At 72.2% G+C, this 21,348-nt stretch carries 16 protein-coding genes and 2 tRNA genes; 13 read left to right on the forward strand and 5 right to left on the reverse strand.

What is annotated here, in order from left to right; genetic code table 11:
- From EAO70_RS19380 to EAO70_RS19395, 4 genes are all read left to right on the forward strand, one after another.
- The coding region (locus tag EAO70_RS19380) for an LCP family protein (RefSeq protein WP_148005242.1) at window positions 1-1,389 on the forward strand (1,389 nt) is incomplete at its 5' end.
- Between the two features lie 83 nt (window positions 1,390-1,472).
- The gene (rsfS, locus tag EAO70_RS19385; protein ID WP_148004151.1) at window positions 1,473-1,940 is read left to right on the forward strand and encodes a ribosome silencing factor; all 468 of its coding nucleotides are present in this window, start codon (window positions 1,473-1,475) and stop codon (window positions 1,938-1,940) included.
- Window positions 1,937-2,590: a histidine phosphatase family protein gene (locus tag EAO70_RS19390; RefSeq protein WP_148004152.1), complete on the forward strand. Its 654-nt coding sequence runs from the start codon at window positions 1,937-1,939 to the stop codon at window positions 2,588-2,590. The genes rsfS and EAO70_RS19390 overlap by 4 nt, the downstream gene beginning before the upstream one ends.
- A gap of 95 nt (window positions 2,591-2,685) precedes the next feature.
- A tRNA-Ala gene (locus tag EAO70_RS19395) sits at window positions 2,686-2,758 on the forward strand.
- A gap of 43 nt (window positions 2,759-2,801) precedes the next feature.
- On the opposite strand, the gene EAO70_RS19400 is transcribed toward EAO70_RS19395, so the two are convergent.
- Entirely contained in the window at window positions 2,802-3,686 is an 885-nt protein-coding gene (locus EAO70_RS19400; protein ID WP_148004153.1) for a helix-turn-helix transcriptional regulator, read from the reverse strand.
- A gap of 101 nt (window positions 3,687-3,787) precedes the next feature.
- On the opposite strand from EAO70_RS19400, the gene EAO70_RS19405 reads away from it, so the two are divergent.
- A complete protein-coding gene (locus EAO70_RS19405) occupies window positions 3,788-5,221 on the forward strand; it encodes an MFS transporter (RefSeq protein WP_187283952.1) in 1,434 nt (477 codons plus the stop codon).
- A gap of 137 nt (window positions 5,222-5,358) precedes the next feature.
- Entirely contained in the window at window positions 5,359-5,592 is a 234-nt protein-coding gene (locus EAO70_RS19410; RefSeq protein ID WP_017239283.1) for a hypothetical protein, read from the forward strand.
- Here the strand turns inward: EAO70_RS19410 and EAO70_RS19415 are convergent.
- Window positions 5,571-6,791, reverse strand: coding sequence for a glycosyltransferase 87 family protein (locus tag EAO70_RS19415; protein ID WP_148004154.1), 1,221 nt, complete (start codon window positions 6,789-6,791; stop codon window positions 5,571-5,573). The genes EAO70_RS19410 and EAO70_RS19415 overlap by 22 nt on opposite strands.
- 121 nt (window positions 6,792-6,912) lie before the next feature.
- Between EAO70_RS19415 and EAO70_RS19420 the strand changes: the two genes are divergently transcribed.
- The 4 genes from EAO70_RS19420 (at window position 6,913) to EAO70_RS19435 (ending at window position 12,074) form a co-directional block, all read left to right on the forward strand.
- A tRNA-Ala gene (locus EAO70_RS19420) sits at window positions 6,913-6,985 on the forward strand.
- Between the two features lie 312 nt (window positions 6,986-7,297).
- Window positions 7,298-10,174 carry a leucine--tRNA ligase gene (leuS, locus tag EAO70_RS19425; protein WP_148004155.1) on the forward strand — a complete coding sequence of 959 codons (2,877 nt, stop codon included), beginning with the start codon at window positions 7,298-7,300 and terminating at the stop codon, window positions 10,172-10,174.
- Window positions 10,175-10,312: 138 nt separating this feature from the next.
- Window positions 10,313-11,065 (forward strand): hypothetical protein, encoded by a 753-nt coding sequence (locus EAO70_RS19430; protein ID WP_148004156.1) that lies wholly within the window; start codon window positions 10,313-10,315, stop codon window positions 11,063-11,065.
- Between the two features lie 163 nt (window positions 11,066-11,228).
- Window positions 11,229-12,074 (forward strand): DegV family protein, encoded by an 846-nt coding sequence (locus EAO70_RS19435; protein WP_148004157.1) that lies wholly within the window; start codon window positions 11,229-11,231, stop codon window positions 12,072-12,074.
- Window positions 12,075-13,335: 1,261 nt separating this feature from the next.
- On the opposite strand, the gene rpsT is transcribed toward EAO70_RS19435, so the two are convergent.
- Window positions 13,336-13,602, reverse strand: coding sequence for a 30S ribosomal protein S20 (gene rpsT / locus EAO70_RS19440; protein WP_030317512.1), 267 nt, complete (start codon window positions 13,600-13,602; stop codon window positions 13,336-13,338).
- 184 nt (window positions 13,603-13,786) lie between these two features.
- Between rpsT and lepA the strand changes: the two genes are divergently transcribed.
- The 3 genes from lepA (at window position 13,787) to hemW (ending at window position 19,032) form a co-directional block, all read left to right on the forward strand.
- A complete protein-coding gene (lepA, locus tag EAO70_RS19445; protein ID WP_148004158.1) occupies window positions 13,787-15,652 on the forward strand; it encodes a translation elongation factor 4 in 1,866 nt (621 codons plus the stop codon).
- Between the two features lie 183 nt (window positions 15,653-15,835).
- A complete protein-coding gene (locus tag EAO70_RS19450) occupies window positions 15,836-17,713 on the forward strand; it encodes an AMP-dependent synthetase/ligase (protein ID WP_148004159.1) in 1,878 nt (625 codons plus the stop codon).
- Window positions 17,714-17,799: 86 nt separating this feature from the next.
- Window positions 17,800-19,032 carry a radical SAM family heme chaperone HemW gene (hemW, locus tag EAO70_RS19455; protein ID WP_148004160.1) on the forward strand — a complete coding sequence of 411 codons (1,233 nt, stop codon included), beginning with the start codon at window positions 17,800-17,802 and terminating at the stop codon, window positions 19,030-19,032.
- Window positions 19,033-19,192: 160 nt separating this feature from the next.
- On the opposite strand, the gene EAO70_RS19460 is transcribed toward hemW, so the two are convergent.
- Complete coding sequence (locus tag EAO70_RS19460) at window positions 19,193-20,428, reverse strand: Cmx/CmrA family chloramphenicol efflux MFS transporter (protein WP_148004161.1); 1,236 nt, start codon at window positions 20,426-20,428, stop codon at window positions 19,193-19,195.
- A gap of 381 nt (window positions 20,429-20,809) precedes the next feature.
- The coding region (locus tag EAO70_RS19465; RefSeq protein WP_148005244.1) for a DUF3097 family protein at window positions 20,810-21,348 on the reverse strand (539 nt) is incomplete at its 5' end.

Here is a 21,348-nt window from a genome sequence, read left to right on the forward strand (position 1 = left end):
GCCCGACCCGTGGCGCCCGCCGCGCCCGTCGCGGCCCCCGCCGGCGTCCCCGGCCAGCGCCCCGCCTCCGAGGGCCCTGCCGCGGAGCGCCCCGTACCCCCGGCCCGGCCCGCGGGCGACGACGACCGCGAGTACCGCACCGAGCAGTTCTCGTTCATCGAGGAGCCTGACGAGGACTCCGAGGACGTCATCGACTGGCTCAAGTTCACCGAGAGCCGCTCCGAGCGGCGTGAGGAGGCCAGGCGCCGGGGCCGCAACAGGATCATTGCCCTCGTCGTCGTCCTCGTCCTCGCGGTGGTCGGCGGACTCGGCTACCTCTGGTCCGCGGGCATGCTCCCGGGCTCCTCCGCCGAGGAACAGAAGGGGGGCACCGCGACCGGCCCGCAGAAGCGCGACACGATCGTCGTCCACCTCCACGACACCACGGGCGGCGGTACCTCCACCGTCCTGCTCGTCAACAACGCCACGACCCGCCAGGGCACCTCGGTCCTGCTCCCCAACTCCGTCGTCGTCGCCGACGGCGAGGGCGCCGCCACCACCCTCGGCAAGTCGGTCGAGGACGACGGGTCCAGCGGCACCCGCGAGGCGATCGGCAACCTCCTCGGCGCCCCGATCACCGGCACCTGGCGCCTGGACACCCCGTACCTGGACACCCTCGTCGACCTGGTCAGCGGCATCGAGACGGACACCGACACCGAGGTGCCCGACCCGAAGAAGGGCACGGACCCGCTGGTCAGGAAGGGCGAGAAGCAGTCCCTGAACGGCCGGGCCGCCGTCGCCTACGCGACCTACCGGGCGCCCGGCGAGGCCGAGACCAAGCAGCTGCAGCGCTTCGGCCAGGTCATGTACGCGGTCCTGCGCAAGATCTCGGACAGTCCCCAGTCCGCGACGATGACGGTCGAGAGCCTCATGCAGATCTTCGACCCCTCGCTCTCCGAGAAGGACCTGGGCGCCGCGCTGGCCAAGCTCGCCGAGCACGCCAAGGTCGGCGACTACAAGACGGCCCTGCTCCCGGTGGGGCAGGACGGCGCGCTGACCGAGGGCGCGAGCGACAGCGTGGTCAAGGACATCCTCGGCGGAAAGGTCACCGCGCCCGACGCCGGCGACGTGCCCCGGGTCTCGATCCGCGACGGCTCCGGCAAGAAGGCGACCGAGGCCGCCCGCATCGTCCTGATCAACGGCGGCTACGCCTTCGTCGGCGGCGGCGACGCGGACCCGCGGGAGACGTCGCAGGTCGTCTACGCGGACGACCTCCAGAAGGCGACGGCGGCCGAGGTCGCCAAGACCCTGGGCCTGCCGGCCGGCTCGGTCACCAAGGGCAAGCCCTCGGGAGCGGCCGCGGTGACGGTGGTCCTTGGCCGTGACTACAAGGTGCCGGGAGCCCGGTAGCGGCGCTCCGGAAATCGTTGACGGGGCCGTCGGCGGTCCGTGAGACCCTGGAGGGGTACTGGACCGCCGACGAAAGCCTGCTTGTGACCGCCACGGACCGTTCCATCGAGCTCGTCAACGCCGCCGCACAGGCGGCCGCCGACCGACTCGCTCACGACATCATCGCGTACGACGTCAGCGATGTGCTGTCGATCACCGACGCCTTCCTGCTCGCCTCCGCGCCCAACGACCGCCAGGTCAAGTCGATCGTCGACGAGATCGAGGAGCGCCTCAACAAGGACCTCGGCGCCAAGCCGGTCCGCCGTGAGGGCGACCGCGACGCGCGCTGGATCCTCCTGGACTACGTCGACATCGTCATCCACGTCCAGCACAGCGAGGAGCGCGTCTTCTACGCGCTCGAGCGCCTGTGGAAGGACTGCCCCGAGCTCGCGCTCCCCGAGGACGCGGCGAAGACCCGCGGCAAGGGCGCCGAGCACGCCGAGCTGACCGGCGTCGACCTCTCCGCGCACGCCGCCGGGCTGCCCGACGGACCGGACGGTGAGCTGAGCTGAGCGCCACCAGAGGCGGCACCGGCCGCCGCATCGTCCTCTGGCGTCACGGCCAGACCTCGTGGAACCTGGAGCGCCGCTTCCAGGGCTCGACCGACATCGAGCTGACGGAGACCGGCGTCGCCCAGGCGCGCCGAGCCGCCCGGCTGCTCGCCGCGCTGGAGCCGGACGCCATCGTGGCCTCCGACCTGAAGCGGGCGGCGGCCACCGCCGCCGAGCTGGCCGCGCTCACCGGCCACGCCGTCGCCCACGACTCCGCCCTGCGCGAGACGTACGCGGGGGAGTGGCAGGGGCTGACCCACGACGAGATCGTGGCGCGGTACGGCGAGCAGTACGCCGCCTGGAAGCGCGGCGAGCCCGTGCGCCGGGGCGGCGGCGAACTGGAGACCGAGGTGGCCGACCGGGCCGCCCCGGTGGTCCTGGAGCACGCCGACAAGCTGCCCGAGGACGGCACGCTCGTCGTGGTGAGCCACGGCGGCACCATCCGCACCACCATCGGTCGGCTCCTCGGCCTGGAGGCGCAGCACTGGGAGAGCCTGGGCGGCCTCTCGAACTGCTGCTGGTCGGTGCTCGGTGAGGGCGCGCGCGGCTGGCGGCTGATGGAGCACAACGCGGGCACGCTGCCCGAGCCGGTCCTCGGCGACGACGACTGAGTCCCACGGCCGGCCTGCCGGAGCAGGATTTCACTTTCCGGCAGGTCACAGGCTAAAGTTCTTCTTGTTCGCAGCGCGGAGCGCGAAGAACACGAGGGGCTATAGCTCAGTTGGTAGAGCGCCTGCATGGCATGCAGGAGGTCAGGAGTTCAATTCTCCTTAGCTCCACAGTCACCGGATCCCGTCCCCAGCAGGGGGCGGGATTCGTCGTTCACGGGACGGGTCGTTCCGTCACCTCCCGCAGCGCCGCGAGCCCCCGGCGGCTGTCCTCGTCGTTCGGCGTGTAGGCCACGATCCGGCACTCCGGCATCCCGTTCACCGAGAGGGAGACCGAGGTCAGCCGGATCTCCCCCGTCCGCGGGTGGCGGAAGACCTTCACCCGGGTGCCCGGCGGGACCACGTCCCCGCTGCGCCACAGCCGGGCGAACTCCGGACTGGCCTCCGCGAGGGCCCTGACGAAGTCCTCCCAGGCGGGCTCGCCGACATGGCGGCCGTACGCGCCCCGCAGCTGGGCCACCATCAGCGGCAGCTCCCGCTTCCGGTCGACGACCGGGCAGGTGGGGCCGGGCACGCTGAACAGAGCCCACAGGACGTTGCGTATGCCGTACGGGCCGGTGTCCAGGTCCTCCCGGCCCTCCTGGAAGAAGAGCAGCTCGTACATGGCGTTGGTCGCCAGCACGTCGTACCGCGCGTTGTAGAGCACCGCCGGGTGCGGGTCCAGGGCGTCGAGGATGCCCTGGATCTCCGGGCTGACCACCGCCGCGTCCGAGCCCGACCGCTCCGGCGTGTACGGCACCTCGGCCAGGTGGTAGAGGTGCTCGCGCTCCGGCCGGTCGAGCCGGAGCGTCCTGGCCACCGCGTCGAGCACCTGCGCCGAGGCGTTGATCGGGCGTCCCTGCTCCAGCCACGTGTACCAGGTGACGCCGACGCCGGAGAGCTGGGCGACCTCCTCGCGGCGCAGCCCCGGCGTGCGGCGGCGGAGCCCCGGTGGCATCCCCACGTCCTCCGGTGTCACCCGGGCCCGGCGGCTGCGCAGGAACGCGGCCAGCTCCGGCCGTCGGCGCCGCTGTGTCGGTACTGCTGCCACGATCGTCACACCCCCATGGTCGAGTCCCCGCGCCGCCGCTGCCAGGTGGTGTCGGTACCAGCATCGGCGGGCTCTCGTTACCCGTATCCGATCGGGGTCACGCTCGGCGCATGACCTCGACCACAACACGTCCCGTACTCAGTAAAGACGGTGGCACCGACAACCGCCCCGGACTGCTGCTGGGCGTGGTCCTCGCCGCCCAGTTCATGGCGCTCCTTGACGTCTTCATCGTCAACGTCGCCGCGCCCACGATCCGGGTCGAACTCTCCGGGTCCGGAGCCGCGCTCCAGCTGGTCGTCGCCGGATACACCGTCGCCTACGCGGTGTTGCTCATCACCGGGGCCCGCCTCGGCGCCCTCCTCGGGCACCGCCGGATGTACCTCGTCGGCCTGGCGCTGTTCACCGTGGCCTCCCTCGCCTGCGGACTCGCCGCCGACACCGGCCAGTTGATCGCCTCCCGGCTCGTACAGGGCGCGGGAGCCGCCCTGATGATCCCCCAGGTGCTCAGCCTCATCCAGCGCGAGTTCACCGGCGAGCACCGCGTACGGGCCTTCGGCGCCTACTCCGCCGTCCTCGCCACCGGCGCCGCCGCCGGGCAGGTCGTCGGCGGGATCCTGGTGAGCGCCGACCTCCTCGGCACCGGCTGGCGGCCCGTCTTCCTCGTCAACGTCCCCATCGGCATCACCCTGCTCGTCCTCGGCGCCCGGGTCCTGCCCCGGGACGGCCGGATCCCGCACACGCAGGCGCGTGCCCTCGACATGCCGGGCCTCGTCCTCCTGGCCGGCGCCGTGTCCCTGCTCACCGTCCCCCTGGTCCTCGGCCAGGAGCAGGACTGGCCGCTGTGGTCCCGGCTCTCACTCGGCGGCTCCGCGGTGCTCCTCGCCCTCTTCGGCGCGTACGAGTCGAGGCTGGCCCGGCGCGGCGGCGCCCCGCTCATCTCCCCGCGGGTGCTGCGACTCCCGGGCATGGGACGGGCCGTGCTGTGGATCGCCGTGTCCATGGGCGTCAACGCCGGATTCCTGTTCACCCTCACCCTGCACCTCCAGGGCGGGCTCGGCCACAGCGCGCTGCGTGCCGGCCTCACCTTCGGTCCCGCCGCGGTCGTCTTCGGCGTCGTCGGACTGACCTGGCGGCGCCTGCCAACCCGTTTCCACCGCGCGCTGATCCCCGGCGGCTTCCTCCTCGCGGCCGCGGGAGCCCTCGCCATCGGCGGACTCCTGGCGGACGGCGGTACGGGCGGCTGGGGGCTCTATCCGGCCCTGGGCGGGCTCGGCGCCGGGATCGCGCTGGCCTTCAGCCCTGCGCTGACCGGCGCCCTGGCCGCCGTACGGCCGGAGGACGCGGCCGACGCGAGCGGTCTGCTCGCCACGGTCACCCAGCTCGGCCAGCTCATCGGGGTCGCCGTGGTCGGAACCCTGTTCCTCTCCGCGGCGGACGGATCCGGAGCACAGAACTCCGCCGACGCGCTGCGCACGACCATGATCGCCCTGGCCGTCGCCGCCCTCGCCGGCGCGTCGGCCGGACCGTGGCGCCGAGCACGCTGACCCCCTTGCGGGGCCATGGCAGAATCGGACGGCCGGAGGGGGACCAGGATCCGGACGGGAGGGTGGCCCAAGTGCTCGGCGACAACGGCGGGGTGTCCTATGGGTGCACGGCCTGCGGCCACAGCTGGAGCTGACTGATGGGTGCACACAGGCGGAAGTGCGACTGGTGCGGCAGCGGCACGCCCATCGTGCGCGACATGGACCCCGTCAACACGGGGTTCCAGTACTGGTGCGAGGAGTGCGCGCGGGCGCTGATCATAAAAGGCGACCCCATCGAGACGTACCGCGAGCTGGAGGGGGAGCCGATCTACGGCCGGCTCCTCGACGAGCACTGCACCCTGAAGCGGTTCTACTCCTTCGCCACGGCCTGACGCCGGAGCGTCAGCAGATAGCCCACGAGCAGCGCCGCCGTCGTCAGCGGGTACACCGCGGACAGCACCATCTGGCCCGCGTTCTGGTCCAGTTCCGGCCGGCCCGGGTCGTGCGGAACCCACCACAGGGCGAACGAGGCGAAGGCCAGGGCCACCGCTCCCGTCACCGGCCACGCGCGCGTGGCGCGGTCCGCGAGCAGGATCAGCAGGGGCACGCACCAGACCCAGTGGTGGGACCAGGAGATCGGACTGATCATCAGCGCCGTGAACGCGCAGACGACCACCGCGACGGCCTTGTCGCCGCGCACGGCGGCCCGCACCGCGAGGACCATCGCCAGACCGCCCAGGGCCGCCGCCGTCACCGCCCACCACATGCCCGGGTCGTCGGTGTGCATCAGCCGGGCCAGCACCCCGCGGATCGACTGGTTGGCGGTCTCCTCGGCGAAGCCCACCCGGCCGGTCTCGAACAGCGTCTCCGTCCAGAACCGCTTCGAGTCCGCGGGCAGGGCGAGCGCCACGACCAGCGTCGTGCCCAGGAAGACCCCGGTCGCCGTCGCCGCCGTCCGCAGCCAGGTGTTCCAGGTCCGGTCCCGGCGCCACAGCAGCACGCCCGCGACGAGCAGCAGGACCACGAAGAGCCCCGGTGTGAGCTTCACCGCGGTCGCCAGGCCGATGCCCAGGCCGGCCCAGCGGCTGCCCGGGCGCCGGGTGAGGTCCCAGAGCACCGCCACCGCTATGAGCAGGTTGATCTGGCCGTACCGCAGCGTCGTCCACACCGGCTCGCACCAGACCACCACCGCGGCGACCCACAGGGTCGTGCGCCACAGGTCCGTGCGCGACAGGGACGGGCGGACCAGCTGGAGCGACAGCTGCACCAGCGCGACCACCAGGAGCAGGTTCCCCGCGGTGGCCAGCGTCCGCATCACGGGCACGCTCACCAGCGTCAGCGGGACGAACAGCAGGGCCGCGAAGGGCGGGTAGGTCATCCCGAGGTTCGCCGAGGTGGCGCGCATCGCGTACAGGTCGCCGCCCGCCCGGACCGTCTCGCCCTCGGCCCGGTAGACCATCACGTCGAGCATGTTCACGTGGGCGAGGCGTTGCGCCACCCAGAAAGCGACGAACGAGAGCAGGCAGATCGCCGCGGCGGTGGCCAGGGGCCACGGCCGGACGCGGGTCTTGGAGAGCACGGAGACGGACACAGTCGGCGACCCTACCCGGCAGGTCAGGGAGGCCCGGAGAATCGATTTGGAGATCTGCCGGGAAGCCGGTTAATGTTCTGTCTGTCGCCGCGAGGGAAACTGAAACGGAGACGGAAAGCAAGGGGCTATAGCTCAGTTGGTAGAGCGCCTGCATGGCATGCAGGAGGTCAGGAGTTCAATTCTCCTTAGCTCCACAGAACAGAAGCGGGCCACCCGGATCGGGTGGCCCGCTTCTTCGTTGTCCGGCCTTGGCGACCGGCCCCTTCGCCCGCCTCGCTCGCCGCGGCTCCGCTCCGTGATACGTCGGTGCGGCCCGCTCGGGCCCTGCGGTACCCTGGCGCCATGCGTGCCGTACGCCTTCTGCTTACCGAGCCGCGCTGATCAGTCCCGGCGGATGACAGACGTCCGCCGGAGTCGGCGCGGCGTCCCCTCCTGTGCGAGGGGCTTTTTCATTTCACGGCAGTCCGTGGCAGTGGGCAGAGACGATCGATGGAGCTTCAAGGACCATGACCGAGATCAATACGGCCGCCGAGACGGCGGCCCCGCATCGCTACACGGCGGCCATGGCCGCCGACATCGAGGCACGCTGGCAGGACTTCTGGGACGCCGAGGGCACGTACGAGGCCCCGAACCCCACCGGCGACCTGGCGGGCGACCCCGCCGTCGCCGCCCGCCCCAAGAAGTTCATCATGGACATGTTCCCGTACCCCTCGGGTGCGGGCCTGCACGTCGGCCACCCGCTCGGCTACATCGCCACGGACGTCTTCGCCCGCCACGCGCGCATGACCGGCCACAACGTGCTGCACACCCTGGGCTTCGACGCCTTCGGCCTGCCCGCCGAGCAGTACGCGGTGCAGACGGGCACGCACCCGCGGGTGTCCACCGAGGCCAACATGGAGAACATGAAGGTCCAGCTGCGCCGGCTGGGCCTGGGCCACGACAAGCGCCGGTCGTTCGCCACGATCGACCCGGACTACTACAAGTGGACCCAGTGGATCTTCCTGCAGATCTTCAACTCCTGGTACGACGGCGAGGCCGGCAAGGCCCGCCCGATCGCCGAGCTGATCGCGCAGTTCGAGAACGGCACCCGTGAGATCCCCGGCCACACGCGCGCGTGGGCCGAGCTGACCCCCGCCGAGCGCTCCGACGTCCTGGGCGAGTACCGCCTGGCCTACGCCTCCGACGCGCCCGTCAACTGGTGCCCCGGCCTGGGCACGGTCCTGGCCAACGAGGAGGTCACCGCCGATGGCCGCTCCGAGCGCGGCAACTTCCCCGTCTTCAAGTCCAAGCTGCGCCAGTGGAACATGCGGATCACCGCCTACGCGGACCGCCTGCTCGACGACCTGGACGCGCTGGACTGGCCCGAGGCCATCAAGCTGCAGCAGCGGAACTGGATCGGCCGCTCCGAGGGCGCCCGCGTCGACTTCCAGGTCGGCGGCGGCGACGCCATCACCGTCTTCACCACCCGCCAGGACACCCTGTTCGGCGCCACCTACATGGTCCTGGCGCCCGAGCACGACCTGGTGGAGAAGATCACCCCGGCCACCTGGCCCGAGGGCACCCACGACGTGTGGACCGGCGGACACGCCACCCCGTCCGAGGCCGTCGACGCCTACCGCAAGCAGGCCGCCTCCAAGTCCGACGTCGAGCGGCAGGCCGACGCCAAGGAGAAGACCGGCGTCTTCACCGGCGCGTACGCGACCAACCCGGTCAGCGGCGAGCAGGTCCCCGTCTTCATCGCCGACTACGTCCTGATGGGCTACGGCACCGGCGCGATCATGGCCGTCCCCGCGCACGACACCCGCGACTTCGCCTTCGCGCGCGCCTTCGAGCTGCCGATGCGCTGCGTCGTCGAGCCCAGCGACGACCGCGGCACCGACCCCTCGACCTGGGACGACGCCTTCTCCTCGTACGAGGCCAAGCTGGTCAACTCCGCCAACGGGGACGTGGCGCTCGACGGCCTGGGCGTCGTCGACGCCAAGGCGCGGATCACCGCCTGGCTGGCCGACCGCGGCATCGGCGAGGGCACCGTCAACTTCCGCCTGCGCGACTGGCTGTTCAGCCGCCAGCGGTACTGGGGCGAGCCCTTCCCGATCGTCTACGACGAGGACGGCGTCGCCCACTCGCTGCCCGAGTCGATGCTGCCGCTGGAGCTGCCGGAGGTCGAGGACTACTCGCCGCGCACCTTCGACCCGGAGGACGCGGACACCCAGCCGGAGACCCCGCTGTCCCGCAACGAGGACTGGGTCAACGTCACCCTGGACCTCGGGGACGGAGCCGGCCCGCGCCGCTACCGCCGCGAGACCAACACCATGCCCAACTGGGCCGGTTCCTGCTGGTACGAGCTGCGCTACCTGGACCCGAACAACGCCGAGCAGCTGGTCGACCCCGCCGTCGAGCAGTACTGGATGGGCCCGCGCGAGGGCATGCCCACCGGCGGCGTCGACCTGTACGTCGGCGGCGCCGAGCACGCCGTGCTGCACCTGCTGTACGCGCGCTTCTGGTCCAAGATGCTGTTCGACCTGGGTCACATCTCCTCGGCCGAGCCGTTCCACAAGCTCTACAACCAGGGCATGATCCAGGCCTTCGTCTACCGGGACGCGCGCGGCATCGCCGTGCCCGCGGCCGAGGTCGAGGAGCGGGACGGCGGCTTCTGGTACGAGGGCGAGAAGGTCAGCCGCGTCCTGGGCAAGATGGGCAAGTCCCTGAAGAACGCCGTGACGCCCGACGAGATCTGCTCCGAGTACGGCGCCGACACCCTGCGCCTGTACGAGATGGCGATGGGCCCGCTGGACGTGTCCCGCCCCTGGGACACGCGCGCGGTGGTCGGCCAGTACCGGCTGCTCCAGCGGCTGTGGCGCAACATCGTCGACGAGTCGACCGGCGAGGTCACCGTCGTCGACACCGCGGCCGACGAGGACACCCTGCGCGCCCTGCACAAGGCGATCGACGGCGTCACGCAGGACATGGTCGCGATGCGCTTCAACACCGCCATCGCCAAGATCACCGAGCTGAACAACCACCTGACGAAGTCCGGTGGCGCGCTCTCCCGGCCGGTCGCCGAGCAGCTGGTCCTGCTGGTCGCCCCGCTGGCCCCGCACATCGCGGAGGAGCTGTGGCGCAGGCTGGGCCACAGCGACTCGGTCGTCCACCAGGGCTTCCCGGTCGCCGACCCGGCGTACGTCGTCGACGAGACCGTGACCTGCGTCGTGCAGATCAAGGGCAAGGTCAAGGCCCGCCTGGAGGTCTCCCCGTCGATCACCGACGCGGAGCTGGAGACGCTGGCCCTGGCCGACCCGCACGTGGTCGCCGCGCTGGGCGGCGCCGAGATCCGCAAGGTGATCGTCCGGGCGCCGAAGCTGGTCAACATCGTCGCCGGCTGACCCCCACGGGGATGTCCCCACACAGGGATGTCCCCTACGGGCAGGTTGGGGGTTCTGATGGAACCCCCGGCCTGCCCTTTCCGTTTACCGTGGAGGAACCACATCCGTGGGGACCGGACGGACGCCGGAGGGGCGAGCATGGAAGCCGAAGCCGCGATTATCACGATCATGGCGCTGCTCTTGTTCTCCTTCTTGGCGCTGGGGGTCTACGCCACAGTGAAGGCGGCCAAGGCCGCCAAGCGCGGAGTCGACCGCACCATCGACCAGGCCCGGCGCACGGTCGAGGACACCACGCTCCGCGCCAAGAGCTACGGCCAGGCGGGGACGGCGGGCGAGCTGGCCCGGCTGAGGCTCTCGCTGCGCACCTCGATGCGGGCCACCCAGGAGGCGCTCCAGGCCGGGGTCGGCGAGGACACCTCGCTCAGGGAGTCGCTCGACCTGTTCCGGCGGCTCAGCGCGCACGGGCTCGAGTTGGACGAGGACATGAAGCGGATCGAGCGGGAGCCCGACCGCGCCTGGGTCGCCGGCCAGCTCCCCGAACTCACCGCGCGCACCGAGCGGATCACCAGCTCGGCCGACGCACTGCGCCGCGCCGCCCGGGAGCGGGCGCTCCGGTTCGCCGAGGACGACCTGTCGTCGCTCAGCGCCCAGATCGACGTCGAGGCGGGTGCCCTGCGGCACTGGACGACGACGGGGACGGAGAGCGCGTCCGGCACGTCGGGGACGGTTCCGGGAACGTCCTCCGGGCGCCCGGCGCAGGACGGCAGGGGCTCGGCGACGGAGAGTTCGGCGCCTGCGGCCGGCAGCGAGCCGTCCGCGATCACGGCCCCCGACCCCCGACCGACCTCCTACCCCTGGGAGAAGTCGGCCCGCCCGGAGACCACCACCTGATCCGATCCGACAGGGCCCCGATCCGACAGGGCCCCGACCCGACCTGACCGGGGGCGTGGCGGGGCGGCTGGGTGGCAGTGGGCGCGGTCTGCGGTGCCGTACGGACACTCCTCGGCGGGGGCCGGGCTCCCGTGCGCCGGGCTCGACGGGTAACCTCCCGCTCATGTCCCGGCATGTCGCGATCGTCACCGATTCCACGGCCTACCTGCCGCACCAGACCAGGGAGCGGCACGCGATCATCACGGTCCCGCTGACCGTCGTCATCGGTGACCGGGCCCTCGAGGAGGGCACGGAGATCTCGGCCAAGGCACTCGCCGAGGCCCTTCAGAAGAAGCGATCCGTCACCACCTCGCGGCCCAGCCCCGAGATCTTCGCCGAGGCCTACCGCGAGGCCGCGGAGGCCGGTGCGCGGGGCGTCGTCTCCCTCCATCTCTCCGCCGAGGTCTCCGGGACCTACGACGCGGCCGTGCTCGCCGCGAAGGACGCGCCCGTGCCCGTGCGGGTCGTCGACACCCGGATGATGGGCATGGCCGTGGGCTTCTGCGCCCTCGCGGCGGCCCAGGTCGCCGAGGCGGGCGGATCACTCGACGAGGCCGTCGCGGCCGCCGAGAAGCGCGCCGCAGGCACCTCGGCCTACTTCTACGTCGACACCCTGGAATATCTGCGCCGCGGCGGGCGCATCGGGGCGGCGCAGGCGCTGCTCGGCTCCGCGCTCGCGGTGAAACCGCTCCTCGAACTCGACGGCGGACGGATCGAGCTGCGCGAGAAGGTGCGGACGGCCTCGAAGGCCATCGCCCGGCTGGAGGAGATCGCCGTGGAGCGGGCCGGGTCCGGCGCCGTCGACATCGCCGTCCACCACCTCTCCGCCCCCGAACGGGCCGCCGCGCTCGCCGAACGGCTCGGGGAGCGGGTGCCGGGGGTGGCGGAGCTGCACGTCAGCGAGGTGGGAGCGGTCATCGGCGCGCACACCGGACCCGGACTGCTCGCGGTCGTCGTCTCGCCGCGCTGACCCATGCGTGGCGTGGCGGGAGCGGGAGATCGTCGAGGGGTCGGGCCGGCGGTCCATCCCCCGGGGGAGTGACGGAGTTGTCCACAGCGGGGGCGCCGTCCACGGATCGGGGCTGAGGTCCGCACGGCGCGGCGGTGATTCCTACCGTCGCATGCATGACTCTTCGTACACGCATCGCATCCCGTACGGGCATCGCCGCTCGTGCACGCGTCTCCTCCACGGCTCCCGGTGTGCTCGGCGGGCCGGGTGCCGCGACCAGTGGTCCCGGCAGGGCGCCGGGCTCCGACGGGAGGAGCCGTCCAGGAGCCCGTGGCGCGCCTTCCGGCCGGGCGAGGAGGCGGACCCGGATCCGGAGGGCCGGGTCGTCTTCCGAGGCCGTCGTACGGCGGCGGGGGGACGAGCTGTTCCCGCCGGCGGCGGCGGTTCCGGAGGAGTCGGCCGCGGCGGAGGAGGGGGCCGAAGGGCCCTCGCCGGGTGAACCGGGGGCTCCGCCGGGAGTCGTGGACCGGGGGACGCCGCCCGGTGCGCGGGCGCGGTGGGTGGCGGTGCTGGGGGACCGGACGCCGGTCTGGGTACGGACGCGGGTCGGGCTCGAACCGAGGGCGCTGGGTGCGCTGACGGTAATTCTGGTGGTCGCCGCGGCGCTCGCGGGCGGCTACTTCTGGGCGGGGCGACCGGAGTCGGTGCGTGCGCCGGAGTTGGTGCGGGCCGCGCCGGTCGCCGCGGCGCCCGCAGTACCCGTGGCCTCTGTGGCCCCCGGGGCTCCTGCGGCTTCTGCGGCTTCTGCCACGCGGGCCGGGCCGGGGGTGGTGCCCGGGCGGTGGCTTCGCGCCGTCGGGCCAGGCCCTCGTGGTGGCGGGCCAGCGGYGGCTTCGCGCCGTGGAGCCGGGCCTCCGTGGTGACGGGTCGGTCAACGGTGGCTTCGCGCCGWSGGGCCAGGCCCTCGTGGTGGCAAGCCGACGGCAGCTTCGCGCCGCCCGCCCCCGCCTCTCGCCTCCTGGCGCGGCAGCTTCGCGCCGCGAACCGCCCTCACCGATTCACTGCCCCCTGCCCCGTCCGCAAGCCGCGGCCCGGGCAGGTCCCGCCTCCCGCACGCCAAAGGCCCCACTCGCTCCTGGGGAAGGAGGGGAGTGGGGCCTTCGGTGTTGAGCCGGTGGGCTCGCACCCGCGTGGCGAACGCGTCCGCGTGCGAGTCCTGGGTGGCCGAGTGGGAGCGGGAGAGAGGGCCCGCTGGGTCCCGTGCGGCCGGTTACATCAGAGCTCAGCCCTGGAGAGCGGCAACCTTGGTGGCCAGCGCCGACTTCTTGTTGGCGGCGGCGTTCTTGTGGATGACGCCCTTCGAGACAGCCTTGTCGAGCGCGCGGGAGGCGGCGCGGGAAGCCACGGTGGCCTTCTCGACGTCACCCGCGGCGACGGCCTCGCGGGCCTTGCGGATCGCGGTCTTGAGCGAGGACTTGACGGCCTTGTTGCGCAGGCGCGCCTTCTCGTTCGTCTTGTTCCGCTTGATCTGGGACTTGATGTTCGCCACGAAAAGAGCCTTTACAGGTTCGGTGTTCCTTCTGGATGCGTCTCGCAGGCTGAGAGGGCGCACGAGACACAGCTGTCCACGGTATCAGCCACTCTCGCGCCCGCCCAAACCGGGCGCCGGGCGACGGGCATGGGACCATGGAGCCTACGTATCGATCCGACATCGCCCCGAGACGAGACCCTGCGTGCCCGCGACTCCTACCAACGTGCCCGAGCCGAGCCGTACCGACCCGGCTCTGATCCGCAACTTCTGCATCATCGCGCACATCGACCACGGCAAGTCCACGCTCGCCGACCGGATGCTCCAGCTGACCGGTGTGGTCGACCAGCGGCAGATGCGTGCCCAGTACCTCGACCGCATGGACATCGAGCGGGAGCGCGGCATCACGATCAAGTCCCAGGCGGTCCGGCTGCCGTGGGCGCCGACCGAGGGGCCGGGTCAGGGTGACACGCACATCCTGAACATGATCGACACCCCCGGGCACGTCGACTTCACCTATGAGGTGTCCCGGTCGCTCGCCGCCTGCGAGGGCACGATCCTGCTGGTCGACGCGGCGCAGGGCATCGAGGCGCAGACGCTGGCCAACCTCTACCTGGCCATGGAGAACGACCTCACGATCGTTCCCGTGCTGAACAAGATCGACCTGCCGGCCGCCCAGCCGGAGAAGTTCTCCGAGGAGCTGGCGAACCTCATCGGCTGCCAGCCGGAGGACGTCCTCAAGGTCTCGGCGAAGACCGGTGTCGGCGTCGACGCGCTGCTCGACCGGGTCGTCCGGGACGTGCCGGCCCCGGTGGGCATCGCCGACGCCCCCGCCCGCGCGATGATCTTCGACTCGGTGTACGACTCGTACCGCGGTGTCGTGACGTACGTACGTGTGGTCGACGGCCAGCTCAACAAGCGCGAGCGCATCAAGATGATGTCGACCGGCGCCACCCACGAGCTGCTGGAGATCGGTGTCTCGTCCCCGGAGATGACGCCGTCCGACGGTCTCGGCGTCGGCGAGGTGGGCTACCTCATCACCGGTGTGAAGGACGTCCGTCAGTCCAAGGTCGGTGACACGATCACCTCCCTGCACAAGGGCGCCACCGAGGCCCTCGGCGGCTACAAGGACCCGAAGCCGATGGTCTTCTCGGGCCTCTACCCGCTGGACGGCTCGGAGTACCCGGACCTCCGCGAGGCCCTCGACAAGCTCCAGCTCAACGACGCCGCGCTGGTCTACGAGCCGGAGACCTCCGCCGCGCTGGGCTTCGGCTTCCGCGTCGGCTTCCTGGGGCTGCTCCACCTCGACGTGATCCGTGAGCGGCTGGAGCGCGAGTTCGGGCTCGACCTCATCGCCACCGCCCCCAACGTGGTCTACCGCGTGGTCATGGAGGACGGCAGCGAGCACACGGTCACCAACCCGAGCGAGTTCCCCGAGGGCAAGATCGACGACGTGTACGAGCCCGTCGTACGCGCCACGATCCTCGCCCCCAGCGAGTTCATCGGCGCGATCATGGAGCTGTGCCAGACCCGTCGCGGCACCCTGATCGGCATGGACTACCTCTCCGAGGACCGGGTCGAGATCCGCTACACCCTGCCCCTCGCCGAGATCGTCTTCGACTTCTTCGACCAGCTGAAGTCCAAGACGCGCGGCTACGCCTCCCTCGACTACGAGCCCACCGGCGAGCAGGCCTCCAGCCTGGTCAAGGTCGACATCCTGCTGCACGGCGACAAGGTCGACGCGTTCTCCGCCGTCACCCACAAGGACGCCGCGTACGCCTACGGTGTGCGGCTCGTCGCCAAGCTGCGCGAGCTCATCCCGCGGCAGGCGTTCGAGGTGCCGATCCAGGCCGCGATCGGCTCCCGGGTCATCGCCCGCGAGACCATCCGCGCGATCCGCAAGGACGTCCTCGCCAAGTGCTACGGCGGTGACATCTCCCGCAAGCGGAAGCTGCTGGAGAAGCAGAAGGAAGGCAAGAAGCGCATGAAGATGGTCGGCTCGGTGGAGGTGCCCCAGGAGGCCTTCATCGCCGTCCTGTCGAGCGACGAGTCCTCCGGCAAGAAGAAGTAGCCGGTAGAACCGGTCGTCGAACGGGTCCACGTGCCGGGTGCGCGTGGGCCCGTTCGTTATCAAGCGACGCCCTGCAGGCCCTTACGCGCCGGACCTCGGGCCTTTAGTCTGATCCCGGCTCGAAGGTTACTCGCCAGTTAGTTACGAACCACCAGAAGGCACCGCCGCCGCCCGGAGGACGTCGTGAGCGACACACAGACCCAGATCGAGAACCGGCCGCCCTCCGTGGCGACCCTCTTCCTTGAGCGCGTCGAGCGGACTCCGGATGCGGAGGCCTACCGCTACCCGGTGCCCGCCGCCTCCGGCACCGGCCCGGACGACTGGAAGTCGCTCAGTTGGGGGCAGGCCGCCGAACGGGTCTACGCGATCGCCGCCGGCCTCGTCGACCTGGGCGTCGCCGCCGAGGAGCGGGTCGCCCTCGCCTCCTCCACCCGGGTCGAGTGGATCCTCGCCGACCTCGGCGTGATGTGCGCGGGCGCCGCGACCACCACGGTCTACCCGCAGACCAACGCCGAGGAGTCGGCGTTCATCCTCTCGGACTCCGAGTCGCGGGTCCTCATCGCCGAGGACGCGGCCCAGCTCGCCAAGGCCGTCGAGCGCCGCGCCGAACTGCCGAACCTCCGCCACGTCGTCGTCGTGGACGCGGCCGGGGTGGAGAGCGACGGCCAGTTCGTCCTGACCCTCGCCGAGCTGGAGGCGCGCGGCCGGGCGTACCTGGAGAAGCACCCCGAGGCCGTGAAGGAGCGGGTCGCGGCGATCACCGCCACCCAGCTCGCCACCGTCATCTACACCTCGGGCACCACCGGCCGCCCCAAGGGCGTCCGCCTCCCGCACGACAACTGGTCGTACATGGCCAAGGCCATCGCCGCCACCGGCCTCGTCACCCAGGCCGACGTCCAGTACCTGTGGCTGCCGCTCGCCCACGTCTTCGGCAAGGTCCTCACCTCCGGCCAGATCGAGGTCGGCCACGTCACCGCCGTCGACGGCCGGGTCGACAAGATCATCGAGAACCTGCCGGTCGTCCAGCCGACCTACATGGCGGCCGTGCCCCGCATCTTCGAGAAGGTCTACAACGGCGTCGCCGCCAAGGCCCGCGCCGCCGGCGGAGCCAAGTACAAGATCTTCCAGTGGGCTGCCGGCGTCTCCCGCGAGTACGCCAGGACCACTCAGGACAACTTCCGCCGCACCGGCACGGCCTCCGCGCCCTTCGGCCTCACCGCCAAGCACAAGGTCGCCGACACGCTCGTCTACGCCAAGATCCGCGACGCCTTCGGCGGCAACCTGCGCGCCTGCATCTCCGGCTCCGCCGCGCTCGCCCCCGATATCGGCTACTTCTTCTCCGGCGCCGGCATCCACATCCTGGAGGGCTACGGACTCACCGAGACCTCCGCCGCCTCCTTCGTCAACCCGGGCGAGGCCTACCGCACCGGCACCGTCGGCAAGCCGCTCCCCGGCACCGAGGTCCGGATCGCCGACGACGGCGAGATCCTGCTGCGCGGCCCCGGCGTCATGGAGGGCTACCACGGCCTCCCCGAGAAGACCGCCGAGGTCCTGGAGTCCGACGGCTGGTTCCACACCGGTGACATCGGCGAGCTGTCGGCCGACGGCTACCTGCGGATCACCGACCGCAAGAAGGACCTGATCAAGACGTCCGGCGGCAAGTACATCGCGCCGGCCGAGGTCGAGGGCCAGTTCAAGGCCGTCTGCCCGTTCGTCTCGAACATCCTCGTGCACGGCGCCGACCGGAACTTCTGCACCGCGCTGATCGCCCTCGACGAGCCCACCCTCCTCGGCTGGGCCGCCGACCACGACCTCGCGGGCAAGGCGTACGCCGAGGTCGTCGCCGACCCGAAGACCGTCGAGATGGTCCAGGGCTACGTCGACCGCCTCAACGAGGGCCTCCAGCGCTGGCAGACGATCAAGAAGTTCCGCCTGCTGCCGCGCGACCTCGACATCGAGCACGGCGAGCTGACCCCGTCGCTGAAGCTGAAGCGGCCGGTCGTGGAGCGCGAGTACAAGGGCCTCATCGAGGAGATGTACGCCGGGTCCCGGGAGTCCTGACCCCCGGAGCGCCGCCTGTGGACAACCGGCGACCGGTTGTCCACAGGGGAGCCGTCCACCCCGGGCGGTACGGGACAATGGGGCTCATGCCTTCCGTACTGCCCGATGGTGAGTCCGTCCCCGACGACGGGGCGCTGCCCCCGCACGCCCTGGAAGGGGCGGGGGAGCGTCCGCTCGGGTTCTACCTGCACGTGCCGTACTGCGCCACGCGCTGCGGGTACTGCGACTTCAACACCTACACCGCGAGCGAGCTGCGCGGCACCGGCGGCGTGCTCGCCTCCCGGGACAACTACGCCGAGCAGGTCGTCGAGGAGATCCGGCTCGCCCGCAAGGTCCTCGGCGACGACCCCCGGCCGGTCCGGACCGTCTTCGTGGGCGGCGGCACGCCCACGCTGCTCGCCGCCGGCGACCTCGTACGGATGCTGGCGGCCGTCCGCGAGGAGTTCGGGCTCGCCGACGACGCCGAGGTGACCACCGAGGCCAACCCCGACTCCGTGGACCCGGCCTACCTGGCGGAGCTGCGTGCCGGCGGATTCAACCGGATCTCCTTCGGCATGCAGAGCGCCAAGCAGCACGTCCTGAGGATCCTCGACCGGACGCACACCCCGGGCCGCCCCGAGGCCTGCGTCGGCGAGGCGCGGGCCGCCGGCTTCGAGCACGTCAACCTCGACCTGATCTACGGCACCCCGGGGGAGACCGACGACGACTGGCGGGCCTCCCTCGACGCGGCCCTCGGCGCCGGACCCGACCACATCAGCGCCTACGCCCTGATCGTCGAGGAGGGCACGCAGCTCGCCCGGCGCATCCGGCGCGGCGAGGTCCCCATGACCGACGACGACGTCCACGCCGACCGGTACCTGATCGCCGAGGACGTCCTCACCGGGGCCGGCTTCGAGTGGTACGAGGTCTCCAACTGGGCCACCTCCGAGGCCGGCCGCTGCCTCCACAACGAGCTGTACTGGCGCGGGGCCGACTGGTGGGGCGCCGGCCCCGGCGCCCACAGCCACGTCGGCGGCGTCCGCTGGTGGAACGTTAAGCACCCCGGCGCGTACGCCGCCGCGCTCGCCGCCGGGAGGACCCCGGGAGCCGGCCGCGAGCTGCTCTCCGCGGAGGACCGGCGGGTCGAGCGCGTCCTCCTCGAACTGCGGCTAAAGGAGGGCGTCGAGCTGTCCCTCCTCAAGCCGGCGGGCCTGGAAGCCGCCCGCCGGGCCCTCGCCGACGGGCTCCTGGACGCCGGCCCCTACGCGGCGGGCCGGGCGGTGCTGACCCTGCGCGGCCGGCTGCTCGCCGACGCCGTGGTGCGGGACCTCGTCGACTAGGCCGTCTCTTCCGGATCTTGCCGGTCGAGCCCGCGTCGTCCGGTGCCGTGCATCGCACGGCGGAGAGGTATCCGGGTACGGGACGTACCCGGGTGCCTCGACAACGCGGCGAGGTGCGGTGCCGGGCGGCGTGGGTCAGGCAGGATCCGGAAGAGACGGCCTAGAGCCGTTCCGGCGAGCGCGCCGGGTCAGCGGCAGGGCGGCCCGGTCCGGCCGTCCCCGGACCCGGCGGCACCGCTCGGGCCGCCGTCAGCATCCCGCGGAACGGCAGGGCGACCAGCAGCGCGCCCAGGACGAGCAGGCCGCTCACCCACGGCGGGCCGAGCGGGCCCGCTCCGGTCCGGAGGGCGAGGGCGGCGACGAGCGGCCCCGCGGCGGCCCCGGCGTTGAGCGCCGCGGTCGCGTACGAGCCCGCCATGGTGGGGGCTGCCGCGGCCTCGTGCAGGACCCGGGCGATCAGCGTGCCGCCCAGCGCGAACGACCCCGTGCCCAGCAGGAACACCAGGGCGAGCAGCGCCGCCGGCTCCTCGGCCAGCAGGGCCAGGGCCGGCCAGCCGACGAGTAGCAGGGGCCCGGCGACCGCGACGACCCGGCCCGGGTACCGGTCGGACCACCGCCCCGCGAGGGTGATCCCGGCGAAGGAGCCGAGTCCGAAGAGGACCAGGGCGACCGGGACCCACAGCGCGTCGAGACCGGCCGTCCCGGTCACGACGGGGGCCAGGAAGGTGAAGCCCGCGAAGGTCGCCGCGTTCACCAGGGCACCGAGCAGCATCACCACGAGCAGCCGCGGACGCCGGAGCCGTGCCAGCTCCGCGCGCAGGTCCGGCACCCCGGCCGTGTCCTCCCGCGCGGTGCGCGCCGGCAGGCCCAGGAGCACACCGAGGGCCGCGGGCAGACAGAGGAGGGCGACCGCCCAGAACGTGACCCGCCAGCCGGACAGGGTGCCGAGCAGGGACCCCAGGGGGACTCCGGCCACGGTGGCCAGCGTCGTGCCGGACAGCAGGACGGCCAGCGCGCGGCCCGTCCGGTCCGGCGGCACGAGCCGGGTGGCGGTGGTCAGGGCCAGGGCGAGGAACCCGGCGTTCGCGACGGCGGCGACGACCCTGGTGACGAGGAGGACGGCGAAGCTCCCCGTGACCGCGCCCAGCACGTGTGCCGCGGCGAACACCAGGAGGAGGCCGAGGAGGCCGGACCGCACCGGCCAGGAGCGGGCGAGCACGGCCAGGAGCGGCGCGCCGACGACCATGCCGACGGCGAAGGCCGAGGTGAGCAGACCGGCGCTGCCGACAGGAACGCCGAGGTCGGCGGCGATGTCCGGCACGAGGCCGGCGAGCATGAACTCGGATGTGCCCATGGCGAAGACCGCCAGGGCGAGCAGGGGGAGCGTGAGGGGCATCGAGTGGCTCCGGGGTTCCGTGGTGAGGAAATGACGGGAGAGGCATCTCGTCACCGCGGTCAGCACCCACGGGCCCACGCGCCCGGCCGCGTGGTGCGGCGGGAGGGCGCGAGCCATCGGCCGTACGACCCGGGCGGGGCCGTACGGAGCGGACTCAGTGGTCCGGGAGAAGGCGGGGGGCGAGGGGGCTGACGGCGTGACCGAAAGCCCCCGACGTGTCCGACTCGGGGCTCGACATGCCGGGCACGCTACCCGACGGCGTCCCACCGGAGCATGCCTGTTCCCGAGGGCGCCGGGGCGGCGGAGCACCCCCGTTGCCGAGGGGCGGCGGGGGCCACCCGGCGCCCCTGGGCGCCCCCGGGCCCGCCGCCGGTCGAACCCCTACGGCGCCGTCACGAAGTCGATCAGTTCCTCCACCCGGCCCAGCAGCTCCGGCTCCAGGTCCTTGTACGACGTCACCCGCGACAGGATGTGCTGCCAGGCCGCGCCAGTGTTCGCGGGCCAGCCCAGGGCCTCGCACACGCCCGTCTTCCAGTCCTGGCCCCTGGGCACCCGGGGCCAGGCCCGGATGCCCACGGACGCCGGCTTCACCGCCTCCCAGACGTCGATGTACGGGTGGCCGACGACCAGCACGTCCGGCGAGGTCACCTGGGCGGCGATCCTCGACTCCTTCGAACCCGGGACCAGGTGGTCCACCAGGACGCCCAGGCGGGCGTCCGGGGCGGGGTCGAACTCGGCGACGATCGACGGCAGGTCGTCGACGCCCTCCAGGTACTCCACGACGACGCCCTCGATGCGGAGGTCATCGCCCCAGACGCGTTCCACCAGCTCCGCGTCGTGCCGGCCCTCCACGTAGATCCGGCCCGCCCGCGCCACCCGGGCCCGCGCCCCGGGGACCGCCACCGAGCCCGAGGCCGTCC

The organism is Streptomyces sp. adm13(2018) (assembly GCF_008042145.1).
GTDB lineage: Bacteria > Actinomycetota > Actinomycetes > Streptomycetales > Streptomycetaceae > Streptomyces.